This is a genomic window from Citrobacter sp. U14242 (assembly GCF_046555775.1).
In the GTDB taxonomy this organism is placed as follows: Bacteria; Pseudomonadota; Gammaproteobacteria; order Enterobacterales; family Enterobacteriaceae; genus Citrobacter.
Genome location: NZ_JBKGLW010000005.1, coordinates 315,265 through 331,453, shown reverse-complemented (window position 1 = coordinate 331,453; position 16,189 = coordinate 315,265). Strand labels below are relative to the sequence as shown.

Genomic DNA, 16,189 nt, shown 5'->3' with positions numbered 1-16,189 from the left:
GTTCGCCTCGTTATTCGATGACGACCAGCGGCTCGTCAAATTCTACCGGTTGACCACTTTCTACCAGAATCGCTTTCACTACGCCGGATTTGTCGGCTTCGATCTGGTTCATCATTTTCATGGCTTCAACGATGCACAGGGTATCGCCCGCATTGACTTTCTGGCCGATTTCGATGAACGCTTTCGCGTCTGGGCTCGGGGTGCGGTAGAACGTACCAACCATTGGGGAGCGTACGATGTGACCACTGATTTCCGCTGCTGCCGGCGCTTCCATACTTGGAGTGGCAGTCTGTGCAACAGCGTTAGACAGAGCTGGCTGCTGCATCACTGGTGCAGCATAGGCCTGTTGCATCATTGGAAAACTTGCAGCTGGCGCTGCACGGCTGATGCGTACAGACTCTTCGCCTTCAGAAATTTCCAGTTCGGAGATGCCTGATTCTTCAACCAGCTCGATCAGTTTTTTAATCTTACGAATATCCATGAGTGGGTTCCGTACTCTTTGTTTAGTGAGATTGTGACAGGCGTTTTACCGCCGTCTGTATAGCATTTTTATAACAGTGAGTGACAAGATGCCACGCATCTCTGGCGTTGCACTGCGTGCTGCGGCCATTATATGAGATTGCCAGACTTGTTAGTCATTGTGCGGCTATCTTCTGCCATTTTCGGGTAAAAGACAAAATATACCTTCAATATACGATTGTCACCCTTTCTGCGCTGTAAAAACGCTACCGGGGAGAGCAAAGGCGCACATTATAACTATTTCGTAGCAATTGGCAGCTAAATACTGGTCTTATCAGGGAAGATAATCAACCGCTGACATGTAAAGAACATGGGTTCGTCCGTGTTTTGCAACGTACTGCACATAACGTGAAACTACCGCCACCACTGGCGAAACTTCTTGTAGCGGCAGGCTAACAGCACCGCTGCAAGTGCGGCATAAATAATCGGTTGCGGAGAGATAATTTTTACCGACCACAAATAATGTATGGGTGCCAGGATCGCCACAAGATAGACGAAGTTGTGCAGATACTGCCAATATTTGCCCAGTTTTCGCTGGGCTGCCTGTGTAGAGGTTAAGGCGAGGGCGAATAAAATGACCCAGCTGATAATACCCAACATCAAATAAGGTCGGGTAGTCAGTTCCCGCCCCAGCAATGCCAGGTTATTAATGCCTAATTCCAGTAGCGCATAGCTGGTTAAATGTAACGTCGCCCAGGCGAAACACCATAGCCCTAACAGTCGGCGAGTGCGTATCAATAATGGCTGTTTAGCGTAGCGCGCCAACGGCGCGACCAGCAAGGTAGCCAGTAGGAATTTCAGAGCTGTCCGACCGGTAAAGTGCTGAATGTCTTTGACCGGATCGGCGCTCAGTCCCCCATGATTTACCGCCCAAAATAGCCAGAGAAACGGTAAAAGTCCGGCAAGATGCAGGCAAACTTTCAGCCAGGTCATCTGTTTTGCAGTCAGGCGCACTTAAAAATTCTCCCGCAGATCGAGGCCTCGGTACAGGGAAGCAACATCCTTTGCATAGCCATTAAACAGCAGCGTGGGCTGGCGCTGTACATCCAGTATGCCGCCCGCGCCGATGAAGCGTTCAGTCGCTTGTGACCAGCGGGGATGATCGACATGAGGATTCACATTGGCATAAAAACCGTATTCATTGGACGCAGCCATATTCCAGGTGGTTGGCGGTCGTTCACGCGTCAGTTTAATACTGACGATCGACTTAATGCCTTTAAATCCGTATTTCCATGGCACCGTTAAGCGAATAGGGGCGCCATTTTGTGGAGGAAGTGCCTTGCCGTACACGCCCACGGTAAGCAACGTGAGCGGATGCATGGCCTCATCCAGACGTAGCCCTTCAACATAAGGATATTTTAACCCACCGCCAATAAAGCGATCTTTTTGTCCCGGCATCTCTTCGGGGGCATAGCGAGTTTCGAACGCGACATATTTTGCATTGCTGGTGGGTTCAGCCAGCGCCAACAGTTTATGTAAAGGAAAACCAATCCACGGTACGACCATCGACCAGGCCTCAACACAGCGCATTCGATATATACGTTCTTCCAGTGGGAAACGGGTGGTTAAGGCATCATGATCGAGCGTCAACGGTTTAGCGACTTCACCGCTGATTTTCAGCGTCCAGGGATCCGTTTTCAGACTGCCGGCATTGGCTGCAGGATCGGCTTTGTCGAGGCCGAACTCGTAGAAGTTGTTATAGCCAGAAACCTTATCTTCTGGTGTTAAAGGAAGCGTATTTTGCCAGGCTGCCGGCTTGGTGAAATCAAGGGGTTTACCGGCAGGCGCGGGCGGACGGTCATTGCCTTTAAACCAGCTCAGAAGATCGGCCTCGGCAGAAAAGGGCAAAGACAACGCGGCGGCGCTGATACCCAGCGCTTTCAACACCTGGCGGCGCTGCATAAAAAAAGCCGACTCGGCTGTTACATCGGCTTCAGTGAATGGACGTATTTTCTTCATAACGGACTCCCGACATACGCGCAAAGGCTCATACTGGCGCGTAGTTACTATGGCAGGGAGTCCGTCAATGTGCAGAGAAATTTAGTTAATTAAATGTAAATTTGTATCTGCGAATTGTTTTATTTCACCTTCACCAGCGTACGGCCCTGCACCTGGTTATTGATGATGGCATCGGCGAATTTCGGCGCATCGGCAAGCGTGATTTCTGTCGCTGCCTGGGTATAGAACGACTCTGGCAGGTCGTTTACCAGACGTTGCCACGCCTGCGCACGACGCGCCGCAGGCGTCATCACGGAGTCGATGCCCTGTAAGCGCACGTTGCGCAGAATAAACGGCATCACCGTGGTGGGTAGCGCAAAACCGCCCGCCAGACCACAGGCGGCAACACAACCGCCATAGTTCATCTGCGCCAGTACTTTTGCCAGCACTTTGTCGCCAACGGTATCAATGGCACCCGCCCACAGTTGCTTTTCCAGCGGACGAGATTCAGCAAACTCATCACGACCCAGAATGCGGTTGGCTCCCAGGCTTTTCAGGTAGTCGTGGGTGCTTTCGCGGCCCGATACTGCCGCAACCTGGTAACCCAGTTTGTGCAGCAGCGCAACGGCAGTACTGCCTACGCCACCGCTGGCACCGGTGACGACGATTTCGCCGTCTTCCGGGCGGATACCGGCATCTTCAAGCGCCATGACGCACAGCATCGCGGTAAAACCGGCGGTGCCAATGATCATGGCTTTGCGACCGTCCAGTCCTTTTGGCAGCGCAACCAGCCAATCGCCTTTAACACGTGCGCGTTCGGCCAGCCCACCCCAATGATTCTCACCCACGCCCCATCCGGTCAGTAAGACTTCCTGGCCTGCATGAAAACGAGGATCTTCACTTGTGCGTACGGTACCGGCGAAATCGATACCAGGAATCATCGGAAAATTGCGGATAATTTTACCCTTGCCGGTGATGGCGAGGGCATCTTTATAGTTCAGGCTCGACCAGTGAACATCCACCGTCACATCGCCTTCAGGTAGCTGATTTTCGTCGAGGGGGTGAACGGATGCGAGGGTTTTTCCGTCCTGCTGTTCTAAGATCAAAGCCTGCATAACCTGTCCTCAATTCATATAGTGGATTGGAAAATTATCTGTGAAGACTATACTCGCTAATTAAAACATGATGCCGATTCTGCGCAATAAATTGCCAGATATACCTGATTTGGTAGTATGCCCACATTGTTTGTGTAAATTGACGGATTTCGCGTTCAGTTTTGCATTTTCGTGTCGCTTTTTCACTTTCATACCTGATTCATTACTGTCGGAGTTAACACAAGGATGCGATTAACGACGAAATTTTCAGCCTTTGTCACGCTGCTTACCGGGTTAACGATTTTCGTGACGCTGATAGGTTGCTCGCTGAGTTTCTATAACGCTATTCAATATAAGTTCACCACCCGCGTCCATGCCGTCGCGACGGCGATCGATACCCATCTGGTCACCAGAGATGTCGTGTCCTTAACGCCGCAAATTGATGAATTGATGATTTCGGTTGATATCGTCCGTATTGAATTGCTTCAGGGTGGCAGCGTTGTTTATAGCCATTCCCGAACCAGTAGCTACCGCCCGGCGGGGACGAATAACCTTTATCGCGATCTCACCGTGCCATTGGTCAAGCATCCGGGGATGTCGCTGCGTATGGTTTACCAGGATCCGATGGGCAACTATTTCCATTCGTTGATGACCACGGCACCGCTCACGCTATCGATAGGCTTTATTATCCTGATGCTGTTTTTGTCCGTGCGCTGGCTCCAGCGTCAACTTTCCGGACAAGAACTACTGGAGATTCGTTCAACGCGGATCCTCAACGGTGAACGCGGGCCAAACGTGCGAGGAACGGTCTATGAGTGGCCAGCGCGTACCAGTAGTGCGCTCGACATGCTATTGACCGAAATTCAAAATGCTCGTGAGCAGCGCAGCAGGCTGGATACGCTTATTCGCTCCTATGTTGCCCAGGATACAAAAACGGGACTGAGCAACCGCTTGTTCTTTGATAACCAACTGGCGACGCTGCTGGAAGATCAGGAAAAGGTAGGCTCGCATGGTGTGGTGATGATGGTGCGTCTGCCGGACTTTACGCTGCTACGCGAGAGCTGGGGCATTACCCAGGCGGAAGAACAAATTTCAACGCTTATCAATTTGTTGTCTACCTTTATGATGCGCTATCCGGGCGCACTGTTAGCGCGTTACCACCGAAGCGATTTTGCCATCCTGCTGCCACACCGCACGTTAAAAGAAGCGGAAAGCATTGCCGGTCAACTCTTAAAGGCGGTGGATGCACTTCCGGCTAACAAAATGATCGATCGTGCCGATATGGTTCATATTGGCATTTGTGTCTGTCGCAGCGGTCAATCGACTGAACAAGTTATGGATCACGCCGAAGCGGCCACCCGGAATTCAGTATTACAAGGCGGGAACAGTTGGTCGGTGTATGACGACTCGCTGCCGGAAAAAGGCCGGGGCAATGTGCGCTGGCGAACGCTGATTGAGCAGATGCTCAGTCGGGGCGGACCGCGAATTTATCAAAAACCTGCCGTAACGCGTGAAGGGCGGGTGCACCATCGCGAGCTTATGTGCCGTATTTTCGATGGCAGCGAAGAGGTCATCTCGGCGGAATATATGCCGATGGTGCTGCAATTTGGTCTGGCAGAAGAGTATGACCGTCTGCAGATCAGCCGTCTCATCCTGCTTTTGGGTTACTGGCCGCAGGAAAATCTGGCGATGCAGACGACAGTTGAGTCGCTAATCCGCCCACGTTTTCAGCGTTGGCTGCGAGATACGCTGATGCAGTGCGAAAAATCGCTACGTAAACGCATAATTATTGAACTTGCTGAGGCGGATGTTTGTCAACACATCAGCCGGTTACAACCGGTTATCCGATTGATGGATGCGCTTGGTGTACGTATCGCCGTTACGCAGGCCGGTTTAACGTTGGTGAGTACCAGCTGGATCAAAGAGCTGAATGTCGAATTGTTGAAGCTTCATCCCAGCCTGGTGAGAAACATTGATAAGCGAACGGAAAATCAGTTGCTGGTTCAGAGCCTGGTAGAGGCGTGTACCGGAACGCCAACACAGGTTTATGCCACGGGTGTTCGCTCGCGCAGCGAGTGGCATACCCTGACAGAACGTGGAGTCGCGGGTGGGCAGGGTGATTTTTTTGCCGCGTCACAGCCACTTGACACAAACGTGAAAAAATATTCGCAAAGATACTCGGTTTAACCTGCCGTTTAATTTGTTTTCACGTAGAATAACGCGCGCTGTGCCTTCTGGGGGTGTGCTTGTCTGCTCGCCAGGTTGTAACAGCAAACATGCAGGTGAATGACCTTTGACAGGTTGCAAACAAAAGCGAGGACTGCTGCTGAGTTTTTCAGCTCTGATGGACTCAGGCCGGTTTTGTAACAAAGGAAACGAACTGCACTAATTTTCACCGTAGCAGATGATTTTTGCGCCTTGTCGCTGCTGCGTGTGGTTGGTAAAGTAAGCGGATTTTGTTTTCCGCCCCAGCTTTCAGGATTATCCCTTAGTATGTTGAAAAAATTTCGTGGCATGTTTTCCAATGACCTGTCCATTGACCTGGGTACCGCGAATACCCTTATTTATGTAAAAGGACAAGGCATCGTATTGAATGAGCCTTCCGTAGTGGCCATTCGTCAGGATCGTGCCGGTTCGCCGAAAAGCGTGGCTGCAGTAGGTCATGATGCGAAGCAGATGCTGGGTCGTACGCCGGGCAATATCGCTGCAATTCGCCCAATGAAAGACGGCGTTATCGCTGACTTCTTCGTGACTGAAAAAATGCTCCAGCACTTTATCAAACAAGTGCACAGCAACAGCTTCATGCGCCCAAGCCCGCGCGTACTGGTGTGTGTACCGGTTGGAGCAACTCAGGTTGAACGCCGTGCCATCCGTGAATCCGCTCAGGGTGCAGGTGCACGTGAAGTGTTCCTGATCGAAGAGCCGATGGCGGCAGCAATCGGTGCGGGCCTGCCAGTTTCTGAAGCAACCGGCTCAATGGTTGTCGATATCGGTGGTGGTACCACTGAAGTCGCCGTTATCTCTCTGAATGGCGTAGTTTACTCCTCCTCTGTGCGTATTGGTGGTGACCGCTTCGACGAAGCCATCATTAATTATGTTCGCCGTAACTACGGCTCTCTGATCGGTGAAGCTACCGCGGAACGTATTAAGCACGAAATCGGTTCTGCTTATCCTGGCGACGAAGTTCGCGAGATCGAAGTTCGCGGTCGTAACCTGGCAGAAGGTGTTCCACGTGGCTTTACCCTGAACTCTAACGAGATCCTGGAAGCGCTGCAGGAACCCCTGACCGGTATCGTAAGCGCGGTGATGGTTGCACTGGAACAGTGTCCGCCAGAACTGGCGTCTGATATCTCAGAACGCGGTATGGTCCTGACCGGCGGCGGTGCGCTGCTGCGTAACCTTGACCGCCTGTTAATGGAAGAGACCGGTATTCCAGTTGTTGTTGCCGAAGATCCGCTGACCTGTGTGGCTCGCGGTGGCGGTAAAGCACTGGAAATGATCGATATGCACGGCGGCGACTTGTTCAGCGAAGAGTAATCGGATGCAGGAAGGGTAGCCATGGGTTGCTCTTCCGCTCTGATGCGAGAATACGCATAGACTATGAAGCCAATTTTTAGCCGTGGCCCGTCGCTACAGATTCGCCTTATTCTGGCGGTGTTGGTGGCGCTCGGCGTTATTATTGCCGACAGCCGCCTGGGTACGTTTAGTCAAATCCGAACGTACATGGATACCGCCGTCAGTCCTTTCTACTTTATCTCTAATGGTCCCCGTGAATTACTCGACGGCGTGTCGCAAACGCTGGCTTCTCGTGACCAACTCGAACTTGAAAACCGGGCGTTGCGTCAGGAACTGCTGCTGAAAAACAGTGAACTGCTGATGCTGGGGCAATATAAACAGGAGAACGCGCGTTTGCGTGAGCTGCTGGGATCGCCGCTGCGCCAGGACGAACAAAAAATGGTGACGCAGGTCATCTCAACGGTTAACGATCCTTACAGCGATCAGGTTGTGATCGACAAAGGGAGCGTTAACGGCGTTTATGAAGGTCAGCCAGTTATCAGCGATAAAGGTGTAGTGGGCCAGGTCGTTGCGGTGGCAAAACTGACCAGCCGCGTCCTATTGATTTGCGATGCCACGCATGCGCTGCCGATTCAGGTGCTGCGTAACGACATCCGCGTGATTGCCGCCGGTAACGGCTGCACCGACGATCTCCAGCTTGAACACCTGCCTGCCAACACCGATATCCGTGTCGGCGACGTGCTGGTGACCTCCGGTCTGGGTGGGCGTTTCCCTGAAGGCTATCCAGTCGGTGTTGTTTCCTCTGTGAAGCTGGATACCCAGCGTGCATACACCGTGATTCAGGCGCGTCCGACTGCGGGTTTACAGCGTTTGCGGTATCTTCTGCTGCTGTGGGGATCCGATCGCAATGGCGCTAACCCGATGACGCCAGAAGAAGTGCACCGTGTAGCTAATGAACGTCTGATGCAAATGATGCCGCAAGTTCTGCCTGCACCGGATGCCATGGGGCCTCCTGCGCCGGTTCCTGCTCCAGCAACAGGCGTAACCCCGGTTCCTGCAACAACCACGCCGTCACAACCTGCTCCGCGTAAGCCGGGAGGGCAGTAAGTGGCAAGCTATCGTAGTCAGGGACGTTGGGTTATTTGGCTCTCGTTCCTTATTGCACTTTTACTGCAAGTCATGCCCTGGCCGGACGACATTCTTGTTTACCGGCCAAACTGGGTGCTACTCATCCTGTTGTATTGGATCCTGGCGTTGCCGCATCGCGTAAATGTGGGCACAGGATTTGTCGTGGGTGCCATACTGGATCTCATTAGCGGCTCTACGCTTGGCGTGCGGGCTTTGTCGATGAGTATCATTGCCTATCTGGTCGCACTGAAATTCCAGCTCTTCCGTAACCTCGCGCTCTGGCAGCAGGCGCTGGTGGTCATGTTGTTATCACTGGTCGTGGATATTATTGTTTTCTGGGCCGAGTTTTTAGTGATCAACGTCTCTTTCAGACCTGAAGTGTTCTGGAGTAGTGTAGTAAATGGTGTGCTTTGGCCATGGCTATTCTTACTGATGCGTAAAGTTCGCCAGCAGTTTGCGGTGCAATAAGGTTGATATGAATACTCTGTATCTTGCTTCAGGTTCCCCACGTCGTCAGGAACTGTTGGCTCAGCTTGGCGTAACATTCGCACGACTGCTTCCTGGAATTGAGGAACAGCGGCACCCGCAGGAAAGCGCCCAGCAGTATGTTGTTCGCCTGGCGCGTGAAAAAGCGCAGGCGGGCGTAGCACTGGCTGAGCGCGATTTACCTGTGCTGGGAGCGGATACCATTGTTATCCTTAATGGCGAAGTGCTGGAAAAACCACATGATGTCGGCCATGCAGCAGAGATGCTGCGCAAACTGTCAGGCAAAACGCATCAGGTCATGACGGCTGTCGCATTAGCCGATCGCCAGCACAGCCTGGACTGTCTGGTGGTGACGGAAGTGACATTCAGAGTACTAACAGATGAGGACATCGCCGGTTATGTTGCCAGCGGTGAGCCTATGGATAAAGCAGGTGCATACGGTATTCAAGGGTTGGGTGGCTGTTTTGTCAGGAAGATAAATGGCAGCTATCACGCCGTAGTCGGCTTACCGCTGGTAGAAACGTATGAGTTGCTGAGCAATTTTAACGCACTGCGTGAGAAAAGGGATAAACATGACGGCTGAATTGTTGGTAAACGTAACGCCATCGGAAACGCGGGTGGCGTACATTGATGGCGGTATTCTGCAGGAAATTCATATTGAACGTGAGGCGCGACGCGGAATCGTAGGCAATATCTACAAAGGTCGTGTAAGTCGTGTACTTCCGGGTATGCAGGCGGCTTTTGTAGATATTGGGCTGGATAAAGCCGCATTTCTCCACGCATCAGACATCATGCCGCATACCGAATGCGTAGCGGGTGAAGAACAAAAACAGTTCACTGTGCGCGATATCTCCGAACTGGTGCGTCAGGGGCAAGATCTGATGGTACAGGTGGTGAAAGATCCTCTGGGCACGAAAGGCGCGCGTCTGACGACGGATATCACGCTGCCTTCCCGTTATCTTGTCTTTATGCCTGGCGCCTCGCACGTGGGGGTTTCTCAGCGAATCGAGAGTGAAACCGAACGCGAACGCCTGAAAAAGGTGGTGGCGGATTATTGCGACGAGCAGGGCGGATTCATCATTCGCACGGCGGCTGAAGGCGTATGTGAAGAAGACCTTGCCTCTGATGCCGCTTACCTTAAGCGCGTCTGGACGAAGGTCATGGAGCGTAAGAAGCGCCCACAAACGCGCTACCAGATGTATGGTGAATTGGCGCTGGCACAGCGCGTTCTGCGTGATTTTGCCGATGCTCAGTTAGACCGAATTCGCGTCGACTCCCGTCTGACTTATGAAGCATTGTTGGAATTTACTGCGGAATATATCCCGGAGATGACCAGCAAGCTGGAACACTATAGTGGACGCCAACCGATTTTCGATCTCTTCGATGTTGAGAATGAAATCCAACGTGCGCTGGAGCGCAAGGTTGAGCTGAAATCCGGCGGTTATCTGATTATCGATCAAACTGAAGCCATGACCACCGTAGATATCAACACGGGGGCATTTGTTGGGCATCGTAATCTCGATGACACTATCTTTAATACTAATATTGAAGCAACGCAGGCCATCGCACGTCAGCTGCGTCTGCGTAATCTGGGCGGCATAATCATTATCGATTTTATCGACATGAATAATGACGATCACCGCCGCCGGGTGCTGCACTCTCTGGAACAGGCGCTGAGCAAGGATCGCGTGAAAACCAGCATTAACGGTTTTTCACAGTTGGGCCTGGTAGAGATGACACGTAAGCGCACGCGTGAAAGCGTGGAGCATGTGCTGTGTAACGAGTGCCCAACCTGCCACGGACGTGGCACGGTGAAAACGGTCGAAACCGTATGTTATGAAATCATGCGTGAAATCGTCCGCGTGCACCATGCTTACGACTCCGATCGTTTCCTGGTGTACGCATCTCCGGCAGTGGCTGAAACCCTGAAAGGGGAAGAGTCGCATGCGCTGGCGGAAGTGGAAATCTTTGTTGGCAAACAGGTTAAAGTACAAGTCGAACCGCTCTATAACCAGGAGCAGTTTGACGTGGTAATGATGTAAATCGTGTAGTGGCACCCGCGCATGTAGGCCGGATAAGGCAAAACGCCGCTATCCGGCAATATTCACTCAGGGGGTGTGAGTCACTTTTTTGGCAGACAAGGAGAGGCGCGTGAGGCGATTGCCGGGGATTTTACTGCTCACTGGGGCCGCATTCGTTGTCATCGCAGCGCTGCTGGTCAGTGGGCTGCGCCTTGCTCTACCGCATCTCGATAGCTGGCGTCCGACCATTCTGGGTAAGATTGAATCTGCCACCGGTATGCCCGTTTCCGCCAGCCAGCTTTCTGCTAACTGGCAAAATTTTGGCCCTACGCTCGAAGCGCGCGATATTCATGCACAGCTGAAAGACGGTGGCGAATTCTCGGTAAAGCGTGTCACGCTGGCGCTGGATGTCTGGCAAAGTTTGCTGCACATGCGCTGGCAGTTTCGCGATCTCACCTTCTGGCAACTGCAGTTGCGCACCAATACGCCGATCCAACGCGGTGATAGCGGCGATGGAATTGAAACCAGCCACGTCAGCGATCTGTTCCTGCGCCAGTTTGATCATTTTGATCTTCGCGACAGCCAGGTCAGTTTTTTGACCCTGTCAGGCCAGCGTGCAGAACTGGCGATCCCTCAGCTAACCTGGTTGAACGGTAAAAACCGGCATCGTGCTGAAGGCCAGGTCAGCCTCTCCAGTCTGACCGGCCAGCACGGTGTTATGCAGGTGCGTATGGATCTGCGTGATGATGACGGCCTGCTGAATAATGGTCGCGTCTGGCTGCAGGCTGACGACATCGACGTTAAGCCGTGGTTGGGAAAATGGATGCAGGACAATGTTGCACTGCAAACCGCGCGCTTTAGTCTGGAAGGCTGGATGACGCTCAGCAAAGGCGAAATTTCTGGCGGCGATGTCTGGTTGAAAAAGGGCGGCGCAAGCTGGAAGGGAGAGAACAACATCCATACGCTGTCTGTCGACAACCTGACTGCGCATATCAGCCGTGAGCACTCTGGTTGGTTGTTCGCTATCCCGGACACGCGCATCACGATGGATGACAAACCCTGGCCGAGCGGCGCATTAACGCTGGCCTGGTTCCCTGAGCAGGAAGTGGGGGGCGCTAATAACAAGCGCAGCGACGAATTACGTATTCGCGCCAGTAACCTGGAGTTAGCCGGATTAGAGGGGCTACGCCCGATGGCCGCTAAGTTATCTCCGGCATTGGGTGATATCTGGCGGGCCACGCAACCGAGCGGCAAAATAAATGTGCTGGCGTTGGATATCCCGTTACAGGCGACCGAAAAAACCCGTTTCCAGTCCTCGTGGACCGATCTGGCCTGGAAACAGTGGAAGCTGCTGCCGGGGGCCGAACATTTCTCCGGTACATTGTCTGGCAGCGTGGAAAATGGCGCATTAACGGCCTCCATGAAGCAGGCAAAAATGCCGTATGAAACCGTCTTTCGTGCGCCGCTGGAAATAGACGATGGCGTAGCCACGTTAAGCTGGCTGAAGAATGACAAAGGTTTTCAGCTGGACGGGCGAAATATTGATGTAAAAGCAAAAGCGGTCCATGCGCGTGGGGGTTTTCGTTATCTGCAACCAACAGGTGATGAACCGTGGCTGGGGATTCTGGCGGGGATTAGCACTCACGATGGTTCTCAGGCCTGGCGCTATTTCCCGGAAAACCTGATGGGGAAAGAGCTGGTTGATTACCTCAGTGGGGCAATTCAGGGCGGTGAGGCTGATAACGCAACACTGGTTTATGGCGGTAACCCACATCTGTTCCCGTATTTGCATAACGAAGGTCAGTTCCAGGTGCTGGTGCCGCTGCGTAATGCAAAATTTGCCTTCCAGCCGGACTGGCCCGCACTGACTGACCTTAATATTGAACTGAACTTCATTAACGATGGCCTGTGGATGAAGACGGATAGCGTCAATCTGGGGGGGGTAAAAGCCACAAACCTGACGGCAAATATCCCTGACTACGCAAAAGAAAAACTGCTGATTGATGCCGACATCAACGGGCCGGGCAAAGCGGTTGGGCCTTATTTCGACGAAACGCCGCTGAAAGAGTCGCTTGGTGCCACACTGGAACAGCTTCAAATTGATGGCGATGTGAGTGCTCGCTTACATCTTGATATCCCGTTAGATGGTTCGCTGGTTACGGCCAAAGGCGATGTGAACCTGCGAAATAACAGTTTGTTTATCAAGCCACTCGACAGCACGCTGAAGAATTTGAACGGTAAATTCAGTTTTATCAACGGCGATCTCAAGAGTGAGCCGATGACGGCGAACTGGTTTAATCAGCCTCTGAATGTCGACTTTTCCACTACCGAGGGTGCAAAAGCTTACCAGGTTGCTGTGAATCTGAACGGCGACTGGCAGCCAACTCGCATGGGGATACTCCCCGCACAGGTGAATGATGCTTTAAGCGGCAGTATGGCGTGGAATGGTAAAGTTGGCATTGACCTGCCATATCATGCCGGAGCGACTTACAACATTGAGCTGAAAGGTGACCTGAAAAATGTAAGCAGTCACTTACCTGCCCCGTTAAACAAGGTAGTCGGCGAGTCGCTGCCAGTTAATGTTAAGGCAGAGGGTAACCTGCACAGCTTTGATCTGACCGGTAACGCCGGAAGTAAGAACCACTTTAACAGCCGCTGGTTGCTGAATCAGAAACTGACGCTTGATCGCGCTATCTGGACTTCGGAAAGCCGTACCGTGCCAGCGCTTCCTGACCAGCAGGGCATCGAACTTAATCTTCCGCCCATGGATGGTGCGCAATGGCTGGCATTGTTCCAGAAAGGCGCGGCGGATAACGTCGGAAGTAATGCGAACTTCCCGCAGCGTATTGCGGTGCGCACGCCTTCTTTATCATTGGGCGAGCAGCAGTGGAATAACCTGAGCATTGTATCTGAACCTGGGCTTAATGGTACCAGCGTACGGGCACAGGGGCGTGAGATAAACGCCACATTGGCTATGCGCAATAATGCTCCGTGGCTTGCCAATATCAAGTACCTGTATTACAACCCGAGCGCTGCAAAGTCATCGCCAAATACAACGCCAGCCTCGCCGTTCTCTGCCATCAATCACGTCAGTTTTCGTGGCTGGCCGGATGCGCAGATACGCTGCGAAGAGTGCTGGATGTGGGGGCAAAAATATGGGCGCATTGATGCCGATGTAGCGATAAAAGGTGACACATTAACGTTGAGCAACGGTCTACTGGATACCGGGTTTGCCCGACTGACCGCCGATGGCGAGTGGGTCAATGTGCCGGGCAAGGAGCGTACGTCACTGAAAGGAAAGCTGAATGGCAACAAGATTGATTCAGCCGCTGGTTTCTTTGGCGTATCTACCCCGATTCGTAACTCTTCCTTTAACGTCGAGTACGATCTGCACTGGCGTAATCCGCCCTGGGACCCGGATGAAGCTTCACTGAATGGTATTTTGCGCACCCGTTTAGGCAAAGGTGAGTTGACTGAACTTAGCACCGGACATGCGGGACAACTGTTACGTCTGCTGAGCTTTGATGCGCTATTGCGAAAACTGCGTTTTGATTTTAGCGATACGTTCAGCGAAGGTTTTTACTTTGACTCTATCCGCAGTACGGCGTGGATCAAAGACGGTGTGATGCACACTGATGATACGCTGGTGGATGGCCTGGAAGCTGATATCGCCATGAAAGGTTCGGTGAATCTGGTGCGCCGCGAACTGAATATGGAAGCCGTTGTCGCACCTGAAATTTCTGCCACCGTCGGGGTGGCCGCGGCGTTTGCCGTCAACCCAATTGTCGGCGCGGCGGTATTTGCCGCCAGTAAAGTTCTGGGGCCGCTGTGGAGCAAGGTCTCGATTCTGCGCTATCGCATCACCGGCCCGGTCGATAAGCCACAGATCAACGAAGTTCTGCGCCAGCCGCGCAAAGAAAGCCAGCAATGATTTGACGGGGGCGAGTAATTGCCCCAATCTCACTACATAGATCTTCTACCGCAGTAACTAATGAGTAGCAAAACGATGAGTCTGAACCTGGTAAGTGAACAATTGCTAGCGGCGAATGGCCTGAAACATCAGGATCTGTTCGCCATCCTGGGCCAACTGGCCGAACGCCGTCTTGATTACGGCGATCTGTATTTTCAGTCGAGCTACCACGAATCCTGGGTTTTAGAAGACCGCATCATTAAAGATGGTTCTTACAATATTGATCAGGGCGTTGGTGTGCGTGCCATCAGCGGCGAAAAAACGGGGTTTGCCTACGCAGACCAGATAAGCCTGCTGGCGCTGGAACAAAGTGCTCATGCCGCGCGTACTATCGTGCGTGACAGCGGTGATGGCAAAGTAAAAACGCTGGGTGCGGTAGAGCATCAGGCACTCTACACCTCGGTTGATCCATTACAGAGCATGAGCCGGGAAGAGAAACTGGATATTCTGCGTCGTGTTGACAGCGTTGCGCGTGCCGCTGATAAGCGAGTGCAGGAAGTGACGGCGAGCCTGACCGGCGTGTATGAGCTGATTCTGGTTGCGGCGACGGATGGAACACTGGCGGCAGATGTTCGTCCTCTGGTGCGACTGTCCGTCAGCGTGCAGGTAGAAGAAGACGGTAAACGCGAGCGTGGTGCCAGTGGTGGTGGCGGTCGCTTCGGTTATGACTACTTCCTCGCCTCCCTTGATGGCGAAGTCCGTGCTGACGCATGGGCGAAAGAAGCCGTACGTATGGCGCTGGTCAATCTCTCTGCGGTAGCGGCTCCAGCGGGCACGTTGCCAGTGGTGCTTGGTGCTGGCTGGCCAGGGGTTCTGTTGCATGAAGCTGTTGGCCATGGTCTGGAAGGTGACTTTAACCGCCGTGGAACCTCGGTATTCAGCGGCCATATGGGTGAGCTGGTGGCGTCAGAACTGTGCACCGTCGTTGATGATGGCACGATGGCGGATCGCCGTGGTTCAGTAGCCATTGATGACGAAGGCACGCCGGGTCAGTACAACGTGCTGATTGAAAACGGTATTCTGAAAGGCTACATGCAGGACAAACTGAATGCACGTTTGATGGGGGTGGCGCCAACGGGTAACGGTCGCCGTGAATCTTACGCGCATCTGCCGATGCCACGTATGACTAACACCTATATGCTGCCGGGTAAATCCACGCCGCAGGAAATTATCGAGTCTGTCGAATATGGTATTTATGCGCCAAACTTTGGTGGCGGGCAGGTGGATATCACCTCCGGTAAATTCGTGTTCTCTACCTCCGAAGCGTATCTGATCGAAAATGGCAAAGTGACTAAACCGGTGAAAGGCGCGACGCTGATCGGTTCCGGCATTGAAGCGATGCAGCAGATTTCGATGGTGGGTAACGACCTGAAACTCGATAACGGCGTCGGCGTTTGCGGTAAAGAAGGACAGAGTCTGCCGGTTGGCGTGGGTCAGCCGACGCTGAAGGTGGATAACCTGACCGTAGGTGGTACAGCATAATTGCACAGGCCGGATGGTAACGCTTTGCGTTTTAT

12 protein-coding genes are annotated in these 16,189 nt (G+C 52.8%); 8 read left to right on the top strand and 4 right to left on the bottom strand.

Features of this window, described 5'->3' with window-relative positions; translation table 11 throughout:
* Positions 1-10: 10 nt before the first annotated feature.
* The 4 genes from accB to ACLJXE_RS10825 form a co-directional block, all read right to left on the bottom strand.
* The gene (gene accB / locus ACLJXE_RS10840) at positions 11-481 is read right to left on the bottom strand and encodes an acetyl-CoA carboxylase biotin carboxyl carrier protein (RefSeq protein WP_005121378.1); all 471 of its coding nucleotides are present in this window, start codon (positions 479-481) and stop codon (positions 11-13) included.
* A gap of 392 nt (positions 482-873) precedes the next feature.
* Positions 874-1,473: a protein-methionine-sulfoxide reductase heme-binding subunit MsrQ gene (msrQ, locus tag ACLJXE_RS10835; protein ID WP_286629353.1), complete on the bottom strand. Its 600-nt coding sequence runs from the start codon at positions 1,471-1,473 to the stop codon at positions 874-876.
* Complete coding sequence (gene msrP / locus ACLJXE_RS10830; RefSeq protein ID WP_410750839.1) at positions 1,474-2,478, bottom strand: protein-methionine-sulfoxide reductase catalytic subunit MsrP; 1,005 nt, start codon at positions 2,476-2,478, stop codon at positions 1,474-1,476.
* Between the two features lie 119 nt (positions 2,479-2,597).
* On the bottom strand, positions 2,598-3,572 hold the full coding sequence (locus ACLJXE_RS10825) for an MDR family oxidoreductase (protein ID WP_410750838.1): 975 nt from the start codon (positions 3,570-3,572) through the stop codon (positions 2,598-2,600).
* A 225-nt stretch (positions 3,573-3,797) separates the two neighbouring features.
* Here ACLJXE_RS10825 and csrD point away from each other — a divergent pair, with 225 nt between their 5' ends.
* The 8 genes from csrD (at position 3,798) to tldD (ending at position 16,154) form a co-directional block, all read left to right on the top strand.
* Complete coding sequence (gene csrD / locus ACLJXE_RS10820; RefSeq protein ID WP_410750837.1) at positions 3,798-5,738, top strand: RNase E specificity factor CsrD; 1,941 nt, start codon at positions 3,798-3,800, stop codon at positions 5,736-5,738.
* A gap of 306 nt (positions 5,739-6,044) precedes the next feature.
* Positions 6,045-7,088 (top strand): rod shape-determining protein MreB, encoded by a 1,044-nt coding sequence (gene mreB, locus ACLJXE_RS10815; protein WP_000913396.1) that lies wholly within the window; start codon positions 6,045-6,047, stop codon positions 7,086-7,088.
* 63 nt (positions 7,089-7,151) lie between these two features.
* Positions 7,152-8,174: a rod shape-determining protein MreC gene (gene mreC / locus ACLJXE_RS10810; protein ID WP_410750836.1), complete on the top strand. Its 1,023-nt coding sequence runs from the start codon at positions 7,152-7,154 to the stop codon at positions 8,172-8,174.
* Entirely contained in the window at positions 8,175-8,663 is a 489-nt protein-coding gene (gene mreD / locus ACLJXE_RS10805; protein WP_103928680.1) for a rod shape-determining protein MreD, read from the top strand.
* 7 nt (positions 8,664-8,670) lie between these two features.
* On the top strand, positions 8,671-9,264 hold the full coding sequence (locus ACLJXE_RS10800) for a Maf family protein (RefSeq protein ID WP_410750835.1): 594 nt from the start codon (positions 8,671-8,673) through the stop codon (positions 9,262-9,264).
* On the top strand, positions 9,254-10,723 hold the full coding sequence (gene rng / locus ACLJXE_RS10795) for a ribonuclease G (RefSeq protein WP_410750834.1): 1,470 nt from the start codon (positions 9,254-9,256) through the stop codon (positions 10,721-10,723). The genes ACLJXE_RS10800 and rng overlap by 11 nt, the downstream gene beginning before the upstream one ends.
* Before the next feature lie 109 nt (positions 10,724-10,832).
* Positions 10,833-14,633, top strand: a complete 3,801-nt coding sequence (yhdP, locus tag ACLJXE_RS10790; RefSeq protein ID WP_410750833.1) for an AsmA2 domain-containing protein YhdP — start codon at positions 10,833-10,835, stop codon at positions 14,631-14,633.
* A gap of 75 nt (positions 14,634-14,708) precedes the next feature.
* The gene (tldD, locus tag ACLJXE_RS10785) at positions 14,709-16,154 is read left to right on the top strand and encodes a metalloprotease TldD (protein ID WP_271441670.1); all 1,446 of its coding nucleotides are present in this window, start codon (positions 14,709-14,711) and stop codon (positions 16,152-16,154) included.
* Positions 16,155-16,189 lie beyond the last annotated feature (35 nt).